We start from the raw sequence: 19,441 nt of genomic DNA, 5'->3' as shown, positions 1-19,441 counted from the left end.
CTCAACCTAGGCAGCGCGTCGGGACGTGTCGAGGAACACCGCCGCCGCTCGCCCGCCCAGGCTCGCCGAGCCCTTGTCTGGGTCCAACGTCGCACGGGGGCCCACCCCCCGACCCGCCATGATGGGCCCATGATCATCGGAGTCCCTCGCGCGACGGTGCACGGGGCCAGCACCGTCGCCGCGACCCCCACGACGGTGCGCGCGCTGCGCGCGCTGGGCTACGACGTCGCCGTCGAGCACGACGCCGGCGCCCGCGCCAGCCTGCTGGACCCGGACTACGAGGCGGCCGGCGCGCGCCTCGTCGGTCCCGAGGAGGCGTGGCAGGCCGACGTCGTGATCCTCGTCCACACCCCGACGCTCTCCGACGTGGCGCGCGTGCGGCCCGGCGCGGTGCTCGTCTCGATGGTCGCCCCCGCGCAGCATCCCGACCTCGTACAGGCGCTCGCCGAGCGCGGTGTGACCTCGCTCGCGCTGGACGCGGTGCCGCGGCTGTCGCGCGCGCAGGCGCTCGACGTGCTGTCCACGCAGTCGAACATCGCCGGGTACCGCGCCGTCATCGAGGCCGCCGAGGAGTACGGCGGGATGTTCTCCGGCCAGGTCACCGCGGCCGGCAAGACCGACCCCGCCACCGTCTTCGTGATCGGCGCGGGCGTCGCGGGGCTCGCGGCGATCGGCGCCGCGTCCAGCCTCGGCGCCCGGGTGCGCGCGTTCGACGTGCGTCCGGAGGCCGGCGAGCAGATCGCGTCGATGGGCGGGACGCCCGTCGTGGCCCCGCAGGCGCAGCAGGAGATCGCGGCCGACGGCTACGCCAAGCCGCTCACGCCCGAGCAGCAGGCCGCCGCGATGGACGTGTACGCCGTCGAGACCGAGCTGGCCGACGTCGTCATCACCACCGCGCTCGTGCGCGGCACGGCTCCCACGACGATCTCCCACGCGATGGTCGCCGCGATGCGGCCCGGCAGCGTGATCGTCGACCTCGCCGCGTCCGGCGGCGGGAACTGCGAGGACACCGTGCCGGGGGAGCGCGTCGTCACCGCGAACGGCGTCTCGGTGCTCGGCGAGACCGACCTCACCGCGCGCATGCCGCGGCACACCTCCCAGCTGCTCGGCACCAACATCGTCAACTTGCTCCAGCTGCTCACGCCGGGCAAGGACGGCACGCTCGTGCTCGACCTCGACGATGTCGTGCAGCGCGGCATGACCGTCGCGCACGCCGGGCAGATCCTCTGGCCGCCGCCGCCCGTGCAGGTGTCCGCGGCGCCCGCCGCGCCGGCCGGGCCGCCCGCACCGCCGCCGCCCACCCCGGCGGAGGTCGCCGCGCGTGCGGCGGCCGCCGCGGAGGAGGCACGACGGCGCGGCACCCGTCGCGTCGTCGGCTACGCCCTGGGTGCGGTGCTCCTCGGCCTGGCCCTAACCCTCGCACCCGTCGCGTTCCTGGGTCACATGACCGTGTTCGCGCTCGCCGTCGTGATCGGGTTCTACGTCATCTCGAACGTGAGCCACGCGCTGCACACACCGCTCATGGCGCAGACCAACGCCATCTCGGGGATCATCCTGGTCGGCGCGATGCTGCAGCTCGGCAGCTCCGACTGGCTCGTGACCGGGCTCGCGTTCGTCGCAGCGGCCGTGGCCAGCATCAACATCTTCGGTGGCTTCCTCGTGACCCACCGCATGATCGGCATGTTCCAGAAGGGCGCTGACGCATGAGGATCCAGATGACCACGCTCGCGCAGGTCGCCTACCTCGCGGCGGCGATCCTCTTCATCCTCTCCCTCGCGGGCCTGTCCAAGCAGACGACGGCGCGGCGGGGCACCGTGCTCGGCATGGTCGGCATGGGCCTCGCGCTCGCCGCGACGATCGTGCTGTCGCTCGAGGGCTCCGAGCGCAACGTGCTCGTCACGGGGCTGCTCATCGCGCTCGTGCTGCTCATCGGCATCGTGGTGGGGACGTGGCGCGCCCGCACGGTCGAGATGACCCAGATGCCCGAGCTCATCGCGATCCTGCACTCCTTCGTGGGCCTCGCGGCGGTGCTCGTGGGCTACAACTCCTTCCTCACCGAGGAGCCGGACGCGGTGCACCTCGTGGAGGTGTTCCTCGGCGTCTTCATCGGTGCGCTGACGTTCACCGGCTCGATCGTCGCCTACCTCAAGCTGTCCGCCCGGATCCCCTCCAAGGCCCTGCGGCTGCCGGGCAAGCAGGTCCTCAACGTCGCGATCCTCGTGGCCTCGGTGGCCCTGGGGGTCTGGTTCGTCGACGGCCACTCGATCTTGCCGCTGCTGGGGATGACGCTGCTGTCGCTCGCGCTCGGCTGGCACCTCGTCGCCTCGATCGGCGGCGGGGACATGCCGGTCGTGGTGTCGATGCTCAACTCCTACTCGGGCTGGGCGGCGGCCGCGGCGGGCTTCATGCTCGGCAACGACCTGCTCATCGTCACCGGTGCGCTCGTCGGCTCCTCCGGTGCGATCCTGTCCTACCTCATGTGCAAGGCCATGAACCGCTCGTTCGTCTCGGTCATCCTCGGCGGCTTCGGCGAGGGGTCGCCGGCCGCAGCGGCTGGCGCCGGGCCGGCGGGGGAGCACCGCGAGACGACGGCGCAGGACGTCGCCGCCGAGCTCCTCGCGGCCCGCACGGTCGTCATCACGCCGGGCTACGGCATGGCGGTCGCAAAGGCGCAGTACCCCGTCGCTGAGCTCGTCGCCAAGCTGCGCGAGCGCGGCGTCGACGTGCGGTTCGGCGTGCACCCGGTGGCCGGGCGCCTGCCGGGCCACATGAACGTGCTGCTGGCCGAGGCCAAGGTGCCCTACGACGTCGTGCTCGAGATGGACGAGGTGAACGACGACCTCGCGGCGACCGACGTGGTGCTGGTGATCGGTGCGAACGACACGGTGAACCCGGCGGCGCAGGACGACCCGACGTCGCCGATCGCGGGGATGCCCGTGCTGCGGGTGTGGGAGGCGGGTCACGTCGTGGTGTTCAAGCGGTCGATGGCCACGGGCTACGCGGGTGTGCAGAACCCGCTGTTCTTCCGCGACAACACCTCGATGCTGTTCGGTGACGCGAAGCAGCGGGTGGAGGACATCGTCAGGGCGCTGTGACCGGGCGAGGTCATGCTGGCCGGCCCGCACCCGCGTAGCGTTGCGGGTGAGGCGCTCGCTCGCGAGGGTGCCTTTGGGAGCCGACGATCGATTGCACATCACTTCCTTTAGCGGAAGACTAGTGAAATGATCTCGGTCGAGGAGGCCGCCCGGCACCTGGGGCGCAGTGAGCGATGGGTCCGCGCGATGCTCGCCGACGGACGGCTCGACGGCGAGCGCATCGCCGGGTGCTGGCTGGTGGACCCCGCGTCGCTCCCCGTGGTTCCCGTGCGTGCGGGCAGGACCGCCGGCGTCGAGATGGCGTGGTCGCTCATCGCGCTCTCGGACGGTGACCGTCTTGACGGTCTCTCGGCTGTCGCGCGCCACCGCCTCCGTCGCCGGTTCGACGAGCTGCTCGCGAGCCCCGACCCTCTGCCCCTGCTCCGTGCGCTGCTGGACTCGCGCGCCGAGCGCCACCGGCTCCACGTGGACGAGCCCGAGGCGCTCCTCGTGGAGGATGCGTTCATCGCGTCGGGACGCAGCGACCCCCGCTCGGGGATGTACGGTCCCGACTTCGCCGAGGGGTACGTCCGGCCCGAAGACTTGCGGGCAGTCCGACGCCGGCACCTCGCGGTCGAGGCCAAGGCAGGCGAGCGGCACAACCTCGTGGTTCACGTCGGCAATGTCCCCGAAGGACTGCGCGCGCCGGTGCCGCTGCTGCTCGTGGCCGCCGACCTGGCGCAGGCCGGCTCCCGCGAGGCGCAACAGGCCGAGATCATCCTGAGAGACCTGGGCAGGTACTGGGGGGTCGAACGTGACGGGTGAGCCCACCGTGATCCCGGTGCTCGGTCGTGCACAGGAGAGCGGCTGGATCGGCCTGCTCGAGCTGTTCGAGCGACTCCCGCGACACTGGACCTTGGTGGGCGGCCAACTGGTGCACTACTGGTGCGCGGTCCGCGGCCGGTGGCCCGAGCGAGCCACTGACGACGCCGACACCGTGCTGGACGTCCGCGGCGAGCCTCATGCGCTACTCCTGGTCACTGGCGTTCTGCGCGACCTCGGCTTCGCCGCGACCGGGACGACACCCACCGGGCACCAGCACCGCTGGCAGCGGGGGGACGCCGTGATCGACCTGCTCATTCCACGCCACCTCGGGGCCCGTGCCGACAGTCGGACCGGCGTCAGCGGCGGGACCACCCTGGCTACTCCCGGCGCCCAGAAGGTCATCGATCGCTCCAGCATTGCGCCGGTGAAGGTGGGGAAGCGGACGGGCGCGATCCTGCGCCCCTCACTGATCGGTGCGCTCGTCGGAAAGGCGGCTGCGCGCAGCGTCGCCCTCGACCGCCACCGCGACCGCCACCTGATCGACTTCGGCGTCCTCTGCTCGCTGCTCGACCCGAGCGACGGTGTGGAGGCCGAGACGCTGGACCGCAGTGAGCGCGGACGACTGACGTGGATGGTTTCCGAGATGCGCACCAACCGCCCCGCCTGGGCTTTCGTGGGCGGGGCCGACAGGGGACTCGGCCGACTCGAGCTCATCCTCGACGACCAGGACTGACGCTCCACGCCAACACCTCGACGCTGTCCGGCAACGCGAAGCAGCGGGGTGGAGGAGCTCGTCAGGGCGTTGTGACCAGGCTGGGCGGCGCCGCCTCCAGCAGGTCGAGCATGTCCGCGGACCACCGGTGGACCACGTCGAGCCGGTCGGCGAACGCCGGGTCGACCTGCGCGGTCCCGGTGTACCAGAGGTCGAACGCGACCTGTCGCGCCGCGATGTAGTCGTCGAGGTGGGTCGTGTCGATCGGCCGGACCTTGCGGTAGGCGGTGAGGAGGGCGTCGCGCAGCATCGGGTACTCCGGCTCGTCGCGCCGCTCCCACAGGGCGACCGCGAGGTCGTACACCCTCGGGCCGGTGCCGGAGTCGTCGAAGTCGATGAGGCTGATCGTGCGGTCGTGGTGCACGACGTTGCCGAGATGCAGGTCGGCGTGTATCAGGCCGACGTCGGCGTCGTTCGCCATGACCGGACCTAGCCGGTCGCGGACGGCGTCGAAGCGTTCGGCCAGCGCTCGCGGCAGAAGCTCCCAGCATTCGGAGGCGCGCAGCGTGCCGTAGACCATGACGTCTCCGAAGAACGCCTCGTGGTCCCAGGTCAGGCGTGCGAACCCGGGGAGTGGGGTCCACGTGTCGGCCTGGTGATGCAGCGTGGCCATCGCCCGGCCGAGCCGCGCGAAGTGGACCGGGTGCGTGAAGTCCTCGATGATCCGCCCCTCGACCCAGCGCAGTACGGAGCACACCCGGGTCCAGTCGCCCCCCGCGCCCGTCGCCGTGAGCGAGCCGTCGCGCGTCTCGATCGGCTCGGGGACGCCGACGTCGGCGCCCGACGCGATCGCGCGCAGCCAGGTGAGCTCCGATCCGATCGCGACGTGGGGGTCGAGCGACCGGCCGTGCCGCAACGGGCGGTGCACGCGCACGAGGAAGCGGCCGTCGTCGCAGTCGAGGCGGAACGTCGTGTTCTCCCCGTGCGTGAGGAACGTCAGGCGCCCCGGCGGCATCGGGTACTCCCGCAGCGCGGACGTCGCCACCGCGCGGGCCCGTGCGAGCTGGGCGCGCCGGGGGAGCATCTCAGGGCCGACGATCGAGCTGGTCCACGCGGACAGTGTCCGCGCGCCGGAGCGTCGTCGGCAAGGGTCGTGGCGCTCGGTCTGCCAGGCTTCGGGGGTGCCCCCGCAGCTCCTCGTGCTCCTGGCCGCGGTCTGCTTCGGCACGACCGGCACGGCGCAGGCGTTCGCGCCCGACGGCGCCACGTCCGTCTCGCTCGGCAGCGCGCGCCTGGTCCTGGGTGGGCTCGGGCTGGCGCTGGTGGCGTGGGTCGCCCGGGCGCGAGCCGGGCGGGATGTTGCGTTCCCGAAGGCGACGCCTGACGGCCCCGGGCAGGGCGTGCTCGCGCGGGTGCCGACCTGGCTCGTCGTGCTGGTCGCGGCGGCGGGCGTGCTCGCCTACCAGCCGACCTTCTTCGGCGGGACCCGCGCCAACGGGGTCGCCGTCGGCACCGTCCTGGCGCTCGGCTCGGCGCCCCTCTTAACGGGCCTGCTGGAGTGGACCCTGCTCGGCCGCCGACCCGGGCGGGTGTGGCTGGGGGCGACGGCGCTCGCCGTCGTCGGCATCGGGCTGCTCGCCTCGGGGGAGGGCGACGCGGGCGGCGGCCCGGGTGGGCTGCTGCTCTCCCTCGGTGCGGGCACGTCGTACGCGCTCTACGCCGTGGGGGTGAAGGTCCTGCTGGACCGCGGCTGGGCGTCGGCGGACGCGGTCGGGGCGGTGTTCGGCGTCGGCGGCGTGCTCGCGCTGCCCCTGCTGCTGGCGACGGACACGGCCTGGCTCGCCACGCCGTCGGGCCTCGCGATGGTGGCGTGGCTCGGCGTGGTGACCGTCATCGTCGCCTACCTCCTGTTCGGGGCGGGCCTGCGGCACCTGCCCGCGGCCACGGTCTCGACCCTCACGCTGGCCGAGCCCGCGACCGCGGCGCTGCTCGGGCTGCTCGTGCTCGACGAGCGGCTCGCGCCGCTCGCGTGGGCGGGCGTCGCGGTGGTGGCGCTCGCCGTCGTGCTGCTCAGCGTCACGCCGACGCCGGGCATGAGGCTCGCGCGCACCCGGCGCTAGAGCTCGCGCACCGTCTGCGTGAACAGCGCCGAGTAGGCGTTGAGCGCGGGCTGGCCGCCGAGGTGGGCGTAAAGGATGTTCGAGCCGGGCTCGATGCGGCCCGTGCGGACGAGGTCGATCAGCCCCGCCATCGACTTGCCCTCGTACACGGGGTCGAGGATCACGCCCTCGAGCTGACCGACGAGCCGGATCGCCCGCAGCGTCGAGTCCACCGGGATGCCGTACTCGTCCCCGGCCCAGCCCTCGAGCACCGTGATCTCGTCCTCGCGCAGGTCGCGCGGCACGCCGATCAGCGCTGCGGTGCGCCGGGCGATCCGCTCGACCTGCTCGCGGGTCTGCGCGAGCGTCGCCGAGGCGTCGATGCCCAGGACGGTGCGCCGTCGTCCGCCCGCGGCCTCGAGGTCGGCGAAGCCGGCGATCATGCCCGCGTGCGTCGACCCGGTCACCGTGCACACCACGATCGTGTCGAAGAAGACGCCGAGCTCGGCCTCCTGCGCCGCGACCTCGTGCGCCCAGCCGGCGAAGCCGAGTCCGCCGAGGCGGTGGTCGGACGCGCCGGCGGGGATCGCGTAGGGCGTGCCGCCGCGTCGCTCGACGTCCTCGATCGCCTGGCGCCAGGAGTCGCGGAAGCCGATGTCGAAGCCCGAGGCGTCGAGGCGGACCTCGGCGCCCATGACGCGGGAGAGCAGGATGTTGCCCACGCGGTCGTTGACGCTGTCCGGCCAGTCCACCCACCGCTCCTGGACGAGCACCGCCTGCATCCCCAGGTGCGCGGCGACCGCGGCGACCTGCCGTGTGTGGTTGGACTGCACGCCGCCGATGCTCACGAGCGTGTCCGCACCCGAGGCGATCGCGTCCGGCACGAGGTACTCGAGCTTGCGCACCTTGTTGCCGCCGTAGGCCAGTCCGGAGCTGCAGTCCTCGCGCTTGGCCCAGATCCGCGGTCCGCCGAGGTGGGCCGAGAGGCGGTCGAGAGGGTGCACCGGGCTCGGGCCGAAGGTGAGCGGGTAGCGCGGGAAGTCGGACAGCGGCACGGGGGCTCCTTGGTGGTGGTGTGGTCGGACGGACGGGCAAACGGAGGGGGCCGGGCAAACGGATGGACCGGCAAACAGGCGTGAACACACCGGGTGACGCCGACGCCGATGCCGCCGCCAACAGCGTTCTGTTTGCGGAACATCTGCGCCCACCGTAGCGCCTGCTGTTCCGTAAACGGAACGATAGGCTCGCCCCCATGACGGACACCACCGCGGAAGCGCTGGCGGGACGGGTGGGCGAGCGCGTGCGCGCGCTGCGCGCCGCCCGGAACCTGAGCCTCTCGGCGCTGGCCGAGGCGTCCGGGGTGGGCAAGGGGTCGCTCTCGGAGCTCGAGAACGGCACCCGCAACCCGACGCTCGCCACGCTGTACTCCATCGCAGGCCCGCTCGGCGTCCCGCTCGCGGCGCTGCTCGCCGATGCCGGCGCCGGCGCCGACAGCGACGGCGTCGCCGTGACGCTGCTCGAGGCCCGCCGCGAGGGCGCGGTGGTGCGTGAGGTCTACGCCCTCCAGCTCGCGCCCGGCGCGCACCGGGTGTCGCCGCCGCACGGCCCGGGGGTCGTGGAGCACCTGCTCGTCACGGCGGGCGAGGCGCGGGTCGGCGCCGCCGACGCGGAACGGACGCTCGCCGTCGGGCACTGTCACGCCTGGGCGAGCGACGTCGAGCACACCTACGCCGGCGGGCCTGCCGGCGCGAGCGGCGTCCTCACGATCACGACGCCCGAGTCCGAGCCAGCCCGTACCCTGGGGCGGTGACAGACGCTCCGATCCGGCTGGTGGCCTTCGACCTCGACGACACCCTGGCCCCCTCGAAGTCCCCCCTCCCGGACCCCGTGGCCGACCTGCTGCGCCGGCTGCTCGCGCGCGTGCCCGTCTGCGTGATCTCGGGCGGGCAGTACGCGCAGTTCCGCCACCAGGTGCTGGACCGGCTCGAGCTCACGCCCGAGCTCGCGGCCCGCCTCCACCTCATGCCCACGTGCGGGACGCAGTACTACCGCTGGGACGGCACCGAGTTCGCGCAGGTCTACGCCGAGACGCTCACCGAAGCCGAGCGCGACGCCGCGCTCGCCGCGCTCGAGGAGCAGGCCCGCGCGCTGGGCCTGTGGGAGACGCAGACGTGGGGGCCGGTCCTGGAGGACCGCGGCTCCCAGATCACCTTCTCGGCGCTCGGCCAGGCCGCGCCCGTCGACGCGAAGGCGGCCTGGGACCCGACCGGTGCGCGCAAGGGCGCGCTGCGGGACGCGGTGGCCGTGCTGCTGCCCGACCTCGAGGTGCGCTCCGGCGGCTCCACGTCCGTGGACATCACGCGCAAGGGAATCGACAAGGCGTACGGCATGCGCGCCCTCGTCGACCTCGCGGGCGTGCCGCTGGCGGAGATGTTCTTCGTGGGCGACCGCCTCGACGAGGGGGGCAACGACCGGCCGGTCCTCGACCTCGGCGTGCGCTGCCACGCCGTCGACGGCTGGGAGGGCACCGTCGCCTACCTGCGCGACGAGCTTCTGCCGCTGCTGGACGCCCAGGGCTAGGCCGTGCACCGGCGTCTCCGGCTGGCGACTGCCGCGCTGGCGCTCGCCGTCGGCGCGCTCACCGCGTGCTCCGGCTTCGCCGAGCTGCCCGCCGACCCCGCCGCGAGCGCAAGCCCGGGCGCGCTGGTCGCCGGCGACCTGCCCGACGTCATCCTGTCCGGCGACACGGCCGGCACCCTCGCCGTCTCCGCCAGCCAGGAGTTCTTCACCACGGCCGGGATCGTCGTCCTCACGCCCGCCGACGAGGCGTCCCAGGTGCGCGCCGCGTCGATCGCGATGCTGCTCGGCGTGCCGGCCCTGGTCATGGGCGACGGCGCCGACGACGCCGTGGCGACCGAGCTCACGCGGCTCGGCACGCACACGGTGCTCGTGGTCGACGGCGCCGAGGTGCCCGAGCTCGGCGAGGACCGCCCGCTGCTGCGCGCGGTGCAGGCGCCGCGCGAGCTGAGCGCGCTCCAGGTGGTGCTCGGCCACGATCTCGCGGGCGAGGAGGTGATCCAGCCCGAGGACGCGGTGGAGGCCATCGCCGATGCGCAGGCCCCGTTCGACTGGCTGCTCACCACCGAGTCGACGCAGACGCCGAGCCCGGACGCCAGTGCGCCCGCGCTCGCGGACCTGCCGGGGCTGCCGCCCGTGCTCGCGACGGCGCGCCTCGCCGACACGGTGACGGTCTCCGACGGCGGAGCGCACCAGGTCGCCGCGCTCGGCACCGCGCGTGCCGCGGGCTCCGCCGTCGTGGTGACCGACGAGCCCGTCCTCGCCGACAGCGCCGCGAGCGCGCAGATCTACGGGCTGCAGCCGACCCGCGCCGTCGGCGTCGGCGACGTGGGCACGCTCGAGGCGCTCTCCTACGAGGTCGCGGTGGCGGCCACCGGCACGCAGCTGCCCGGCGGCGGCCAGCTCCTCCTGCCGGGCTCGGTCTACGTGGGGGTGCGCGGCACGGCCGGTTCCGGGTTCCCCGACTGGGACGCGCTCGCCTCGACGGCGGGGCAGATCGCCGACGGCGAGGGCGTGCCGACGGCGGAGGTGATCACCACGGTCGTCACCTCCTCCCGAGGGCGCTCGGGCACCTACAGCGCGCGTGCGGAGCTCGCCGCGATCCGCGACGTCGTGGCCGACGCGCAGGAGCGCGGGGTGATGGTGCTCCTCGCGTTCCAGCCGGGTCGGGAGTCGTTCCTGGATCAGGTGCAGGCGTACGCGGACGTGCTCGGCTCGCCCAACGTCGGGCTCGTGCTCGAGCCGCGCTGGCGGCTGGCGGAGTCCGAGACCCCCGAGTCGCACAGCGGCACCTTCGGCGACGCCGAGGTGGCGGGGGTCGTGGACTGGCTCGCGGACCTCACGCGCGACGCCGCGCTCCCGCCGAAGCTCGTCGTCGTGCGCTCGCCCGTGGACGCCTCGGCGATGGTGACGTCGCGGCCCGAGGTGAACCTTGTGGTCCAGGTCGACGGTGGAGCGGTCACGCCTGCCTCCGACGTGCCGGGTGCGCCGGCGGCGGTGTCGGCCGGACAGGTGTGGGAGGGCGCCGTGGTGCCGGGACCCGCGTGGTGGGGCTGGTGGCAGGGCGCGAACGCCGTCTCGCTCGGGGAGCTGCAGGCGCTGAACCCGGCGCCGGTGGTGGTGACGTCGGGGTCGTAGCAGGCCGACGGTGTCACCGTGACACCGCATTCGGGTAGGTGACACCGAAGGGGTGACATCTGGTGTCATGGTGTGTCACCATGGTGTCATGACCTTCGACGACCACGTGCGCACCGTGCGCGACCAGCTCACCGTCCTCGGCGCCTCGACCGGTGGCCCGGTGGAGGAGGCCGCGATACGGCTCTCGCTCGCCGTCGAGCCCGCCGTCCGCCTCGCTCTCCAGGGCGTCCTCGAGGACGCCGCCCGCACGCTCGACGACCAGCTCGGAGCGGTGGCCGACGTCGAGGTGCGCCTGCAGGAGGGCGAGCCCGTGCTCGTCGCCCGGCTCCGCACCGAGGCGTTCGGGCCGACGGCGGCGTTGGAGCCGACGGACGCGCTCGACCCCACCGCGGTGCTCGACACCTCGCCCTACGGCACGCCTTCCGCGTGGCCCGCCGGGTCGGCCGGGGGGCCCGTGGACTCCCCGGTCGACGGTTCCGGCGATGCGGCGGGCGGCGACGGCGGGGGCGGTGACGGCGGGGCCACGCGGTTCACGCTCCGCATCCCCGACGCGCTCAAGGCGCGGGTCGATGCCGCGGCCGCCGCGGCCGGCCAGTCCACCAACACCTGGTTCGTCCAGGCCGCCGAGCTCCGCCTGCGCGCGGGGTGGCAGGCCGGCCCGGCCGGGCAGCAGGGGCCGCCGCCGCGTCGCGGTCACCGCCTCACCGGCTGGGTCGGCTGACCGCCGGCTCGCACCACCGCCACCGCCCCGAATCGCGTCCAACCCCAGAACGAGGAGATCACCATGACCACCGACACCCCCACCGGCTCGAACCTCCACCGCGTCGAGGAGGGGCCGGCCGCACTGCCCTACGCCGCCCGGCTCGACCTGCGCCACGCCGCCGCGACCGTCACCGCGGTCGAGGACCTCGCGCAGGCTCGCGTCGCCGTGACGGCGACGGGACCGCGCGCACAGCAGCTCGCCGACTCCGTCGTCGTGCACCTCGACGAGCACGGGCTCGTGGTCGAGGTTCCCGCCCAGGTCACGCTGTTCGGCCTCGGCGGCTCGGTACGCCTCGACGTGCACGTGCCGGCCGGCAGCGACGCGCGCGTGGTGTCGGGCTCCGGCGGCGTCGACCTGCGCGGTCGCCTGCTCGACGTGGACGCACGGTCCGGTTCGGGCGTGCTCACGCTCGAGTCGGCCGCCTCCGCCGTGGTGCGGTCGGGTTCGGGGCGCGTGCGCATCGACGCCGTCGAGGACCTCTCGCTCACGTCCGGGTCAGGAGCGGTCGAGGTGGGCCGGACCGGGCGCCTCGTGGCCAAGTCCGGCAGCGGCAGCCTGCGGGTCGGCGCGATCGCCGGGGAGAGCAGGCTCGTGTCGGGGTCGGGCGCCGTCTCGATCGACGAGGTCTCGGGCGACCTCGAGCTGCGCGCGGGATCCGGCGCCGTGCGGATCGGAGAGCTGACCGGGCGGGTCGCTGCCACGACCGGCTCGGGCTCGTTCGCGGTCGCGAAGGCGACCTCGGGGCGGGTCGAGGGCGTGAGCGGCTCGGGCTCGTCGACGATCGGCGTGCCGTACGGCACCGCGGTGCTCGTGGACGCCGAGTCACGCTCCGGCCGGGTGCGCAGCGAGCTGGAGAGCGTGCCGGGCGCCGAGGGGTTCGAGCGCACGCTCGAGGTGCACGTGCGCGCGGGCAGCGGCAGCGTGACGCTGCGCCGCGTGAGCTGACCTGCGCCCGACCAGTCAGAGCGTCCGGGCCGTCCCCTGCGCGGAGTGCAAGCGGCCGCGGGCTGAGCCGACCCGCCGGGTCGGCTCAGCCGCGGCCGGCCATCCGGCGGGAGTCGTCGCGGATCTCGCCCACGAGCTCCTCGAGCACGTCCTCCAACGTCACCACGCCGATCGGGCGGTCGCCGTCGCCCTCGTGCACCGCGGCGAGGTGGCTGCTCGTGCGCTGCATCGACTGCATCACCGCGCGCAGGCTGTCCGACGCGGAGACCCGCGGCAGCGGACGCACGAGCGCCGGGTCGATCGGCACCCAGCGCTCCTGCTCGCTCACGCCGATGATGTCCTTGATGTGGAGGTAGCCGACGAGCCGCCCGTCGGCATCCGCGAGCGGGAACCGGGAGAAGCCCTGGACCGAGGCCGCCTCGGCGCCGGCCGGGGTGACGTCGGGCCGTAGTGTCCGCACGCGGGACAGCGGCAGGACCACCGAGGAGATGTCGCGCTCGGTGAACTGCAGCGCCCCGAGGAGCAGCTTCTCGTCGTTGAGCTCGATGAGCCCGCCCTCGTGCGACTCCTCGACGAGCTCGGCGACCTCGTCGCGGGTGAACGCGCTGGTCACCTCGTCCTTCGGGGTCACGCGCAGCATGCGCAGCGTGATGTTCGCGATGCCGTTGAGCAGCCAGAGCACGGGGTAGAGCAGCCAGACGATGACGACGAGGAACGGCGCGAGGCCCATCGCCATCCGGTCCGGGCCGGCGAGCGCGATGTTCTTCGGCACCATCTCGCCGAACACGACGTGCAGGTAGGTCACCAGCGAGAGCGCGATGACGAGCGCGATCGGGTGCTGCCAGGCGTCGGGCACGCCGATCGCGTGCATCGGCGCCTCGATGAGGTGCGCGATCGCGGGCTCGGAGATCGAGCCGAGGGCGAGGGAGCAGATCGTGATGCCGAGCTGCGCGCCGGCCATCATGAGCGACACGTGCTCCATCGCGTAGAGCGTGATGCGTGCGACGGGGTTGCCCTCCGCGGCACGCGGCTCGATCTTCGTGCGCCGCGCCGAGATGAGCGCGAACTCCGCGCCCACGAAGAACGCGTTGAGCACGAGCAGCAGGGCGGTGAGGCCGAGGCCGGCGACGTCGCTCATCGCTCCTCCTCCGTCCGCGAGTCGGCCGGGCCCGCGTCACGGGAGCCGCCTGCGTCGGCGCCGGGCTCGACGCCCACGACCAGGCTCCGCACGTCGCCCAGCTCGGGACCCGTGGCGTCGCCGAGGCGAGAGTCCTGCGGGTCGCGAGGCTCGCCGTCGAGCGCGTCGTGCGCGTCGCTCGCGTCGGCGCCACGCGTGTCGCCGTCGTCCTCGTTCTCGTCCTTCTCGTCGTCACCCTCCGCGCGCAGCGGCACGACCTCGACCTTGAGCAGCTCGACCCGCCGTCCGTCGAGCTCGAGCACCTCGAACCGCAGCAGGCTGTCGTCGACCCCGGGCACGTGCGCGCTCGTCACCTCGGCGACGTCGCCGACGTCGGGGAAGCGCTCGAGGTGAGCCGTGACGAGCCCGCCGAGGGTCTCCCACGCCTCGTCCTCGGGGACGGCGACGTCGAGGATCTCGGTGGCCTCGTCGGTGCGCATGAGGCCGGGCAACGTCCACACGCCCGCGCCGTCGGAGGAGGGGGCGCGCTCGTCCTCGTCGTGCTCGTCGCGCACCTCCCCGACGATCTCCTCGACGAGGTCCTCGAGCGTGACGAGGCCGGCGATCGAGTCGAACTCGTCGATCAGGACGGCCATCTGCAGGCCGCCGGCCCGCAGGTCGTCCATGAGCTCGTCGAGCGGGATGGAGTCCGGGCAGATGATGGCGGGCCGCACGAACGGGCCGATGAGGGTCGTCGCGCGCTCGTCGTAGGGGACGGCGAGGGCGGCGCGGATGTGCGCGATGCCGCGCACCTCGGCCTCGGAGTGACCCTCCTCGTCCTCGGTGATGTCGATGACGGGGAAGCGGGAGTGGCCCGAGGAGCACGCGCGGTCGATGAGCTCGGCGACGGTGTCGGTCGAGTCGAGCGCGATCATCCTCGAGCGCGGCGTCATGGCGTCGCGCGCGCGCCGGTCGCCGAACGCGAGGCTGCGCTCGACGAGCTCGGCCGTCTCCAGCGCGAGCGTGCCCTCCTTGGCGGAGTGCTTGACGAGGGCGGACAGCTCCTCGGCGCTGCGGGCCGACGCGAGCTCCTCCTGGGGCTCGATGCCGACCGCGCGCAGGAGCCGGTTCGCGGTGCCGTTGAACAGGCGGATGGGCCAGGCGACGGCGCGCGTGAAGCCGCGCTGGAAGCCCGCCACGGCCTTGGCCGTGCCCATCGGACGGGCGATCGCGAGGTTCTTGGGCACGAGCTCGCCGAAGACCATCGTGATCACGGTCGCGGCGACGAGGCCGATCGTCACGGCCCAGGTGGACACCGCCGACTCGCTCACGCCCCAGTCCAGGAGCACGGGGCGGATGAGCTCGGCGATCGCGGGCTCGGCGAGGAAACCGATCGCGAGGTTCGTGACGGTGATGCCGACCTGGGCACCCGAGAGCTGCGTCGAGAGGGTGCGCAGCGCGGCGAGCACACCCACCGCGCGGCGGTCCCCGCGCTGGGCCTGCGACTCCACCTGGGCGCGGCCCACGGTGATGAACGAGAACTCGGCGGCGACGAACGCACCGCACGCGGCGACGAGCGCCATCGCGAGCAGCAGGAGCAGGACCTGGGTCATCGGGGCTCACCACCGCTCAGGCGGGAAGCGCGGCCGGGTGGCCGGAGGGGGAGGAACGGCCGGGTGGGACTGTCGCCCTCCGGGTCGTCGTCACCGAGCGGGGTGGGGGTCAGGCAGGTGGCGGCGCTATGGTCGCCGGCGCTGGAGGCGCGCATCGTCTCCGTCCGAGTTAGGTCGAGGTGCCCGCGGAGGCCGGGGCGAGGCTCCAGGATAAGGGACGGGGCGGCACGTGCCACGAGCGCGCGTGACAATGGTCGCGATGACCGCACCAGACCCCGTCCGCAACCCCGTCGCCCGCTGGTGGCACGGCCTGCGCCCCGCGACGCGCCGCGCGACGCGACAGACGCTCGCGGTGCTGGCCGCAGGCGTGTGCGCGTTCCTGTTCGGGCTGCTCACGGCGAGCGCGGACGGTGCGGTGGGCCCGCACGAGGCCCGGCTGTCGACCACCGTCGACCACCAGGTGGTGATCGACCTCGGCCCGCTCGGCTCGGTGATCCTCGACTCCCCGGCGCCCTGGCCGCTCGGCGTGCACGTCGACGTGGGGGAGATCCCGGCGACGCTCACCGAGATCGACGACCCGCTCGCGTCCCTCGGCGGCGACGTCGCCGCCTACGCCCAGTTCTTCTCCGACCCGGCGTCCTCGGTGCGCACGTCCCTGCTCGCGCTCGGTGCCGACGTCGCGCGGCGCACGTTCCTCGCCTGGTCGATCGCGGTGGTCCTGCTCGCGGCGGGGCGCCTGGCCGCCGGTGGTCTGCTGCGCGACGAGGTGCGGCGGAAGCTCTCCCAGCCCGCCGTGGCGACCCTGGTCGTGGTGAGCGTGCTCGCCGTCGTGGCCGTGCCTGTCGTCGGGGCCGTGACGGCGCCCGAGCCGGCGGGTCGGCCGTCCGAGGTGCTCGCCGACCTCGGCGGTCCGCTGGCGGGTGCGCGCGTCACGGGGCGGCTCGGCGGCCTCGTCGACACCTACGGCGAGATGGCGCTCGATGCCGTACGGGCCAACGAGGCGTACTACGACGTCATGGTCGCGAACGCCGCCGCGGCCTACGCGGCCGACCCCGAGCCGCTCGCGCCCGACGTGCTGCCCGGGCCCGTCGCCGTCGAGCCGGGCGACGGCGAGCAGACGGACGCGCAGGCGGGCGACGGCGGGCCGTCGGATGCGCAGGCGGGCGACGGCGGGCAGTCGGACGCGCAGGCGGGCGACGGCGAGCAGTCGAATGCGCAGGCGACAGACGACGCGACCGACGGCTCCACCCCGACGCCGAGCGCGTCGCCGACCCCGGCCGAGCCGGACATCGTCACCGCGATGATCGTCTCGGACAACCACTGCAACACCGGCGCGACCCGCGTGTTCGGCGAGATCGGCCGCCAGGCGGAGGCCGACGTCGTGCTCAACCTCGGCGACACCACGCTCGGCGGCTCGAGCGTGGAGTCGATCTGCGTGAACCAGATGGCCGACGCGCTCAAGGGCTTCCCGGTGGTGGTCGCCGACGGGAACCACGACTCGGCCGAGACCGGTCGCCAGGAGGCCGTGCGCGGCTGGACCGTGCTCGACGGCGGCGTGGTGGAGGTCGAGGGGCTGCGCATCGTCGGCGACCGCGACCCGCGCCTGACGTCGGTGACGCTCGGGAACACCGAGTTCCGCACCAAGACCGACGCGGCGCAGGCGCTCACCGACGCGGCGTGCCCGGGCGTGGATCCGGACGACCCGTCGACGCGGGTGGACATCCTCGCGATCCACGACCCGTACGTGGGCAACCGTGTGATGCCGTCCGGGTGCGTGGTGCTCGAGCTGTCCGGCCACCTGCACCGCCGGATCGGCCCGATCCAGCAGGGCCTCGGGCTGCTCTACGTCAACGGCTCGAGCGGCGGCGCCAAGGAGGGCACGGTGCCGGTCGGGCAGCTGGAGGCGCCGGGCTACGTGTCGGTGCTCCTGTACGACCGCGCGAACCACCGTCCGGTCGCGCTGCGCGAGATCGTCCTCGGCACCGACCAGAGCGTCACGCTGGGGGAGTGGGAACCGTTCCCCGAGCCCCCGACGACGTCGGTGGACGCCGACCTGTCCGTCGCGGCCAACCCGCGCCCCTGACGCGGCCACGCGAAAGGACGCACCGAGGACGCGGCGGCGCCACGCCACATCGGCACCACGACACAGCAGCCCCACAACACACCGGCCCCACGACACGGCAGCGGGCCGGCACGCCGAGGCGTGCCGGCCCGCTGCCGGTGGTGCTGGAGCGCTCAGTGCGAGGCGCGGAACATCCAGGCGTGCTTCTCGAGCCCGAACGCGACCCCGATGAGGAGGTCCTGCGACGGCAGGTCGACCTCGAGCTCGGGCAGCTCCTCCTTGATCCGCTCGGCGGTCGCGGACAGGCGCTCGGCGAACTGCTGGATGACCTTGTCGGAGGCCACGGCACCGGACTCGTACTGCTCGACCGCCGACTCGGCGGCGACTGTCGCGGCGCGGCCGTCCGGCGTGCCGCCGATCGCCACGAGGCGCTCGGCCACGTCGTCGGACCACGTGCGGACGTCGGCCACGACGTCGTCCAGCTGCAGGTGCACCGAGCGGAACTGCGGGCCGCACACGTTCCAGTGGGCCTGCTTGGCCTGGAGCGAGAGGTCGATGAGGTCGACCAGGGCCTGCTGAAGGCTTGAGGTGACGATCTCGGGGGTGCTCACGGTTCCTCCTTGTGTCGCGGTTGGGACCACGGGGAATAACCCCGAGCATGGCCCGGTTGTTCCGACTAGTCCATGCAGATGAATCTAGTGGAGTGAGGGCACCATGGCTCAGGCGGCGAACAACGCAGCGAACCAGTCGGCGGACAACCCGGTGAACGGCGTCACGAACCAGGCAGCGCCGCGCCCCGGCCCCCCGACCGGAGGCGTGCAGATCGGCATCTTCAGCGTCGGCGACGTCACGACCGACCCGACCACCGGCCACACTCCCACCGAGCACGAGCGGCTCACGGCGATGATGACCATCGCGCAGCACGCCGAGGACGTCGGGATGGACGTGTTCGCGACCGGCGAGCACCACAACTCCCCGTTCGTCCCGAGCTCGCCGACCACGATGCTCGGCTACCTCGCCGGGCGCACGTCCCGGATCATCCTGTCGACCTCCACGACCCTCATCACGACCAACGACCCGGTCCGCATCGCCGAGGAGTACGCGATGCTCCAGCACCTCTCGGGCGGGCGGATGGACCTCATGCTCGGTCGCGGCAACACCGCGCCGGTCTATCCCTGGTTCGGCCAGGACGGGCGCAACGCGCTCCCGCTGACGGTCGAGAACTACCAGCTGCTGCGCCGGCTCTGGGACGAGCACACCGTGACGTGGGAGGGGCGGTTCCGCACCCCGCTGCAGTCGTTCACCTCGACACCGCGCCCGCTCGACGGCGTGGCCCCCTTCGTCTGGCACGGCTCGATCCGTACGCCGCAGGTCGCCGAGCTCGCCGCGTACTACGGCGACGGGTTCTTCGCGAACCACATCTTCTGGCCCAAGGAGCACTTCGCGCGCCTGATCGGCCTGTACCGCGAGCGCTACGAGCACTACGGGCACGGCAGCGCCGACCAGGCGATCGTCGGACTCGGTGGCCAGGTGTTCGTGCGCAAGAACTCCCAGGACGCGGTCCGGGAGTTCCGGCCCTACTTCGACAACGCACCGGTCTACGGGCACGGCCCGAGCCTCGAGGACTTCACCGACCTCACCCCGCTCACGGTGGGCTCGCCGCAGGAGGTCATCGACAAGACGCTGACCTTCCGCGAGACCTTCGGGGACTACCAGCGCCAGCTGTTCCTCGTCGACCACGCGGGCCTGCCGCTCAAGACCGTGCTCGAGCAGCTCGACCTGCTCGGCAGCGAGGTCGTCCCGGTGCTGCGCCGCGAGCTCGACGCCGCCCGGCCGGCCCACGTGCCCGGCGGACCCACGCACGCCGCGCGCGTGGGCGCCCGGGACGCGGCGCTCGCCGTCGGGCCCGGTGCTGACGCTGCCGCCGCCGGCGGCGCCGACGAGCCGAACGCCTACGACACCCCGGGGCTCGCGGACGACGACCTCGTCCCCGCCTCGCAGCGGTGAGCGGGACAG

General features: G+C 73.5%; 17 protein-coding genes. 12 read left to right on the top strand and 5 right to left on the bottom strand.

Features of this window, described 5'->3' with window-relative positions:
* Positions 1 to 129: 129 nt before the first annotated feature.
* The 4 genes from FH969_RS07260 (at position 130) to FH969_RS07245 (ending at position 4,632) form a co-directional block, all read left to right on the top strand.
* Positions 130 to 1,707, top strand: a complete 1,578-nt coding sequence (locus FH969_RS07260; protein WP_139986656.1) for a Re/Si-specific NAD(P)(+) transhydrogenase subunit alpha — start codon at positions 130 to 132, stop codon at positions 1,705 to 1,707.
* Positions 1,704 to 3,095, top strand: coding sequence for a Re/Si-specific NAD(P)(+) transhydrogenase subunit beta (pntB, locus tag FH969_RS07255; protein WP_139986655.1), 1,392 nt, complete (start codon positions 1,704 to 1,706; stop codon positions 3,093 to 3,095). The genes FH969_RS07260 and pntB overlap by 4 nt, the downstream gene beginning before the upstream one ends.
* A 126-nt stretch (positions 3,096 to 3,221) precedes the next feature.
* On the top strand, positions 3,222 to 3,899 hold the full coding sequence (locus FH969_RS07250; RefSeq protein WP_139986654.1) for a helix-turn-helix domain-containing protein: 678 nt from the start codon (positions 3,222 to 3,224) through the stop codon (positions 3,897 to 3,899).
* Positions 3,900 to 3,906: 7 nt separating this feature from the next.
* The gene (locus FH969_RS07245) at positions 3,907 to 4,632 is read left to right on the top strand and encodes a hypothetical protein (RefSeq protein WP_139986653.1); all 726 of its coding nucleotides are present in this window, start codon (positions 3,907 to 3,909) and stop codon (positions 4,630 to 4,632) included.
* Between the two features lie 61 nt (positions 4,633 to 4,693).
* Here FH969_RS07245 and FH969_RS07240 read toward each other — a convergent pair whose 3' ends face one another.
* Positions 4,694 to 5,695 (bottom strand): phosphotransferase enzyme family protein, encoded by a 1,002-nt coding sequence (locus FH969_RS07240; RefSeq protein WP_108719925.1) that lies wholly within the window; start codon positions 5,693 to 5,695, stop codon positions 4,694 to 4,696.
* A 97-nt stretch (positions 5,696 to 5,792) separates the two neighbouring features.
* Here FH969_RS07240 and FH969_RS07235 point away from each other — a divergent pair, with 97 nt between their 5' ends.
* Positions 5,793 to 6,731: a DMT family transporter gene (locus tag FH969_RS07235; protein ID WP_139986652.1), complete on the top strand. Its 939-nt coding sequence runs from the start codon at positions 5,793 to 5,795 to the stop codon at positions 6,729 to 6,731.
* Here FH969_RS07235 and FH969_RS07230 read toward each other — a convergent pair.
* The gene (locus FH969_RS07230; RefSeq protein ID WP_139986651.1) at positions 6,728 to 7,765 is read right to left on the bottom strand and encodes a 1-aminocyclopropane-1-carboxylate deaminase; all 1,038 of its coding nucleotides are present in this window, start codon (positions 7,763 to 7,765) and stop codon (positions 6,728 to 6,730) included. The genes FH969_RS07235 and FH969_RS07230 overlap by 4 nt on opposite strands.
* A gap of 197 nt (positions 7,766 to 7,962) precedes the next feature.
* Here FH969_RS07230 and FH969_RS07225 point away from each other — a divergent pair, with 197 nt between their 5' ends.
* The 5 genes from FH969_RS07225 to FH969_RS07205 all read left to right on the top strand — a co-directional run bounded on the left by FH969_RS07225 (position 7,963) and on the right by FH969_RS07205 (position 12,633).
* Positions 7,963 to 8,520 (top strand): XRE family transcriptional regulator, encoded by a 558-nt coding sequence (locus tag FH969_RS07225; protein ID WP_139986650.1) that lies wholly within the window; start codon positions 7,963 to 7,965, stop codon positions 8,518 to 8,520.
* Entirely contained in the window at positions 8,517 to 9,290 is a 774-nt protein-coding gene (locus FH969_RS07220; RefSeq protein WP_139986649.1) for an HAD-IIB family hydrolase, read from the top strand. Before FH969_RS07225 ends, FH969_RS07220 begins: the two co-directional genes overlap by 4 nt.
* A gap of 3 nt (positions 9,291 to 9,293) precedes the next feature.
* A complete protein-coding gene (locus tag FH969_RS07215) occupies positions 9,294 to 10,925 on the top strand; it encodes a hypothetical protein (protein ID WP_139986648.1) in 1,632 nt (543 codons plus the stop codon).
* 88 nt (positions 10,926 to 11,013) lie between these two features.
* Complete coding sequence (locus FH969_RS07210) at positions 11,014 to 11,646, top strand: toxin-antitoxin system HicB family antitoxin (RefSeq protein WP_218975282.1); 633 nt, start codon at positions 11,014 to 11,016, stop codon at positions 11,644 to 11,646.
* A gap of 63 nt (positions 11,647 to 11,709) precedes the next feature.
* A complete protein-coding gene (locus FH969_RS07205) occupies positions 11,710 to 12,633 on the top strand; it encodes a DUF4097 family beta strand repeat-containing protein (protein ID WP_108717704.1) in 924 nt (307 codons plus the stop codon).
* Between the two features lie 85 nt (positions 12,634 to 12,718).
* On the opposite strand, the gene FH969_RS07200 is transcribed toward FH969_RS07205, so the two are convergent.
* Positions 12,719 to 13,771, bottom strand: a complete 1,053-nt coding sequence (locus FH969_RS07200; protein WP_108717703.1) for a hemolysin family protein — start codon at positions 13,769 to 13,771, stop codon at positions 12,719 to 12,721.
* Positions 13,768 to 15,363 carry a hemolysin family protein gene (locus FH969_RS07195; RefSeq protein ID WP_139986647.1) on the bottom strand — a complete coding sequence of 532 codons (1,596 nt, stop codon included), beginning with the start codon at positions 15,361 to 15,363 and terminating at the stop codon, positions 13,768 to 13,770. Before FH969_RS07195 ends, FH969_RS07200 begins: the two co-directional genes overlap by 4 nt.
* A 259-nt stretch (positions 15,364 to 15,622) precedes the next feature.
* On the opposite strand from FH969_RS07195, the gene FH969_RS07190 reads away from it, so the two are divergent.
* Positions 15,623 to 17,446 carry a metallophosphoesterase family protein gene (locus tag FH969_RS07190; RefSeq protein ID WP_139986646.1) on the top strand — a complete coding sequence of 608 codons (1,824 nt, stop codon included), beginning with the start codon at positions 15,623 to 15,625 and terminating at the stop codon, positions 17,444 to 17,446.
* Between the two features lie 152 nt (positions 17,447 to 17,598).
* Here the strand turns inward: FH969_RS07190 and FH969_RS07185 are convergent, their stop codons facing one another.
* Positions 17,599 to 18,036, bottom strand: coding sequence for a Dps family protein (locus FH969_RS07185; RefSeq protein WP_139986645.1), 438 nt, complete (start codon positions 18,034 to 18,036; stop codon positions 17,599 to 17,601).
* A 205-nt stretch (positions 18,037 to 18,241) separates the two neighbouring features.
* Between FH969_RS07185 and FH969_RS07180 the strand changes: the two genes are divergently transcribed.
* Complete coding sequence (locus tag FH969_RS07180) at positions 18,242 to 19,432, top strand: LLM class flavin-dependent oxidoreductase (protein ID WP_108719923.1); 1,191 nt, start codon at positions 18,242 to 18,244, stop codon at positions 19,430 to 19,432.
* The last annotated feature ends 9 nt before the right edge of the window (positions 19,433 to 19,441 follow it).

This window comes from Miniimonas arenae (genome assembly GCF_006351005.1).
Classification (GTDB): Bacteria; Actinomycetota; Actinomycetes; order Actinomycetales; family Beutenbergiaceae; genus Miniimonas; species Miniimonas arenae.
This window is presented reverse-complemented; position numbering and strand designations above follow the sequence as displayed.

Coding starts and splice junctions, on each gene's coding strand:
- FH969_RS07260 (WP_139986656.1), top strand. CDS start 130: ATGATCATCGGAGTCCCTCGCGCGACGGTGCACGGGGCCAGCACCGTC.
- pntB (WP_139986655.1), top strand. CDS start 1,704: ATGAGGATCCAGATGACCACGCTCGCGCAGGTCGCCTACCTCGCGGCG.
- FH969_RS07250 (WP_139986654.1), top strand. CDS start 3,222: ATGATCTCGGTCGAGGAGGCCGCCCGGCACCTGGGGCGCAGTGAGCGA.
- FH969_RS07240 (WP_108719925.1), bottom strand. CDS start 5,695: ATGCTCCCCCGGCGCGCCCAGCTCGCACGGGCCCGCGCGGTGGCGACG.
- FH969_RS07225 (WP_139986650.1), top strand. CDS start 7,963: ATGACGGACACCACCGCGGAAGCGCTGGCGGGACGGGTGGGCGAGCGC.
- FH969_RS07210 (WP_218975282.1), top strand. CDS start 11,014: ATGACCTTCGACGACCACGTGCGCACCGTGCGCGACCAGCTCACCGTC.
- FH969_RS07205 (WP_108717704.1), top strand. CDS start 11,710: ATGACCACCGACACCCCCACCGGCTCGAACCTCCACCGCGTCGAGGAG.
- FH969_RS07200 (WP_108717703.1), bottom strand. CDS start 13,771: ATGAGCGACGTCGCCGGCCTCGGCCTCACCGCCCTGCTGCTCGTGCTC.
- FH969_RS07195 (WP_139986647.1), bottom strand. CDS start 15,363: ATGACCCAGGTCCTGCTCCTGCTGCTCGCGATGGCGCTCGTCGCCGCG.
- FH969_RS07190 (WP_139986646.1), top strand. CDS start 15,623: ATGACCGCACCAGACCCCGTCCGCAACCCCGTCGCCCGCTGGTGGCAC.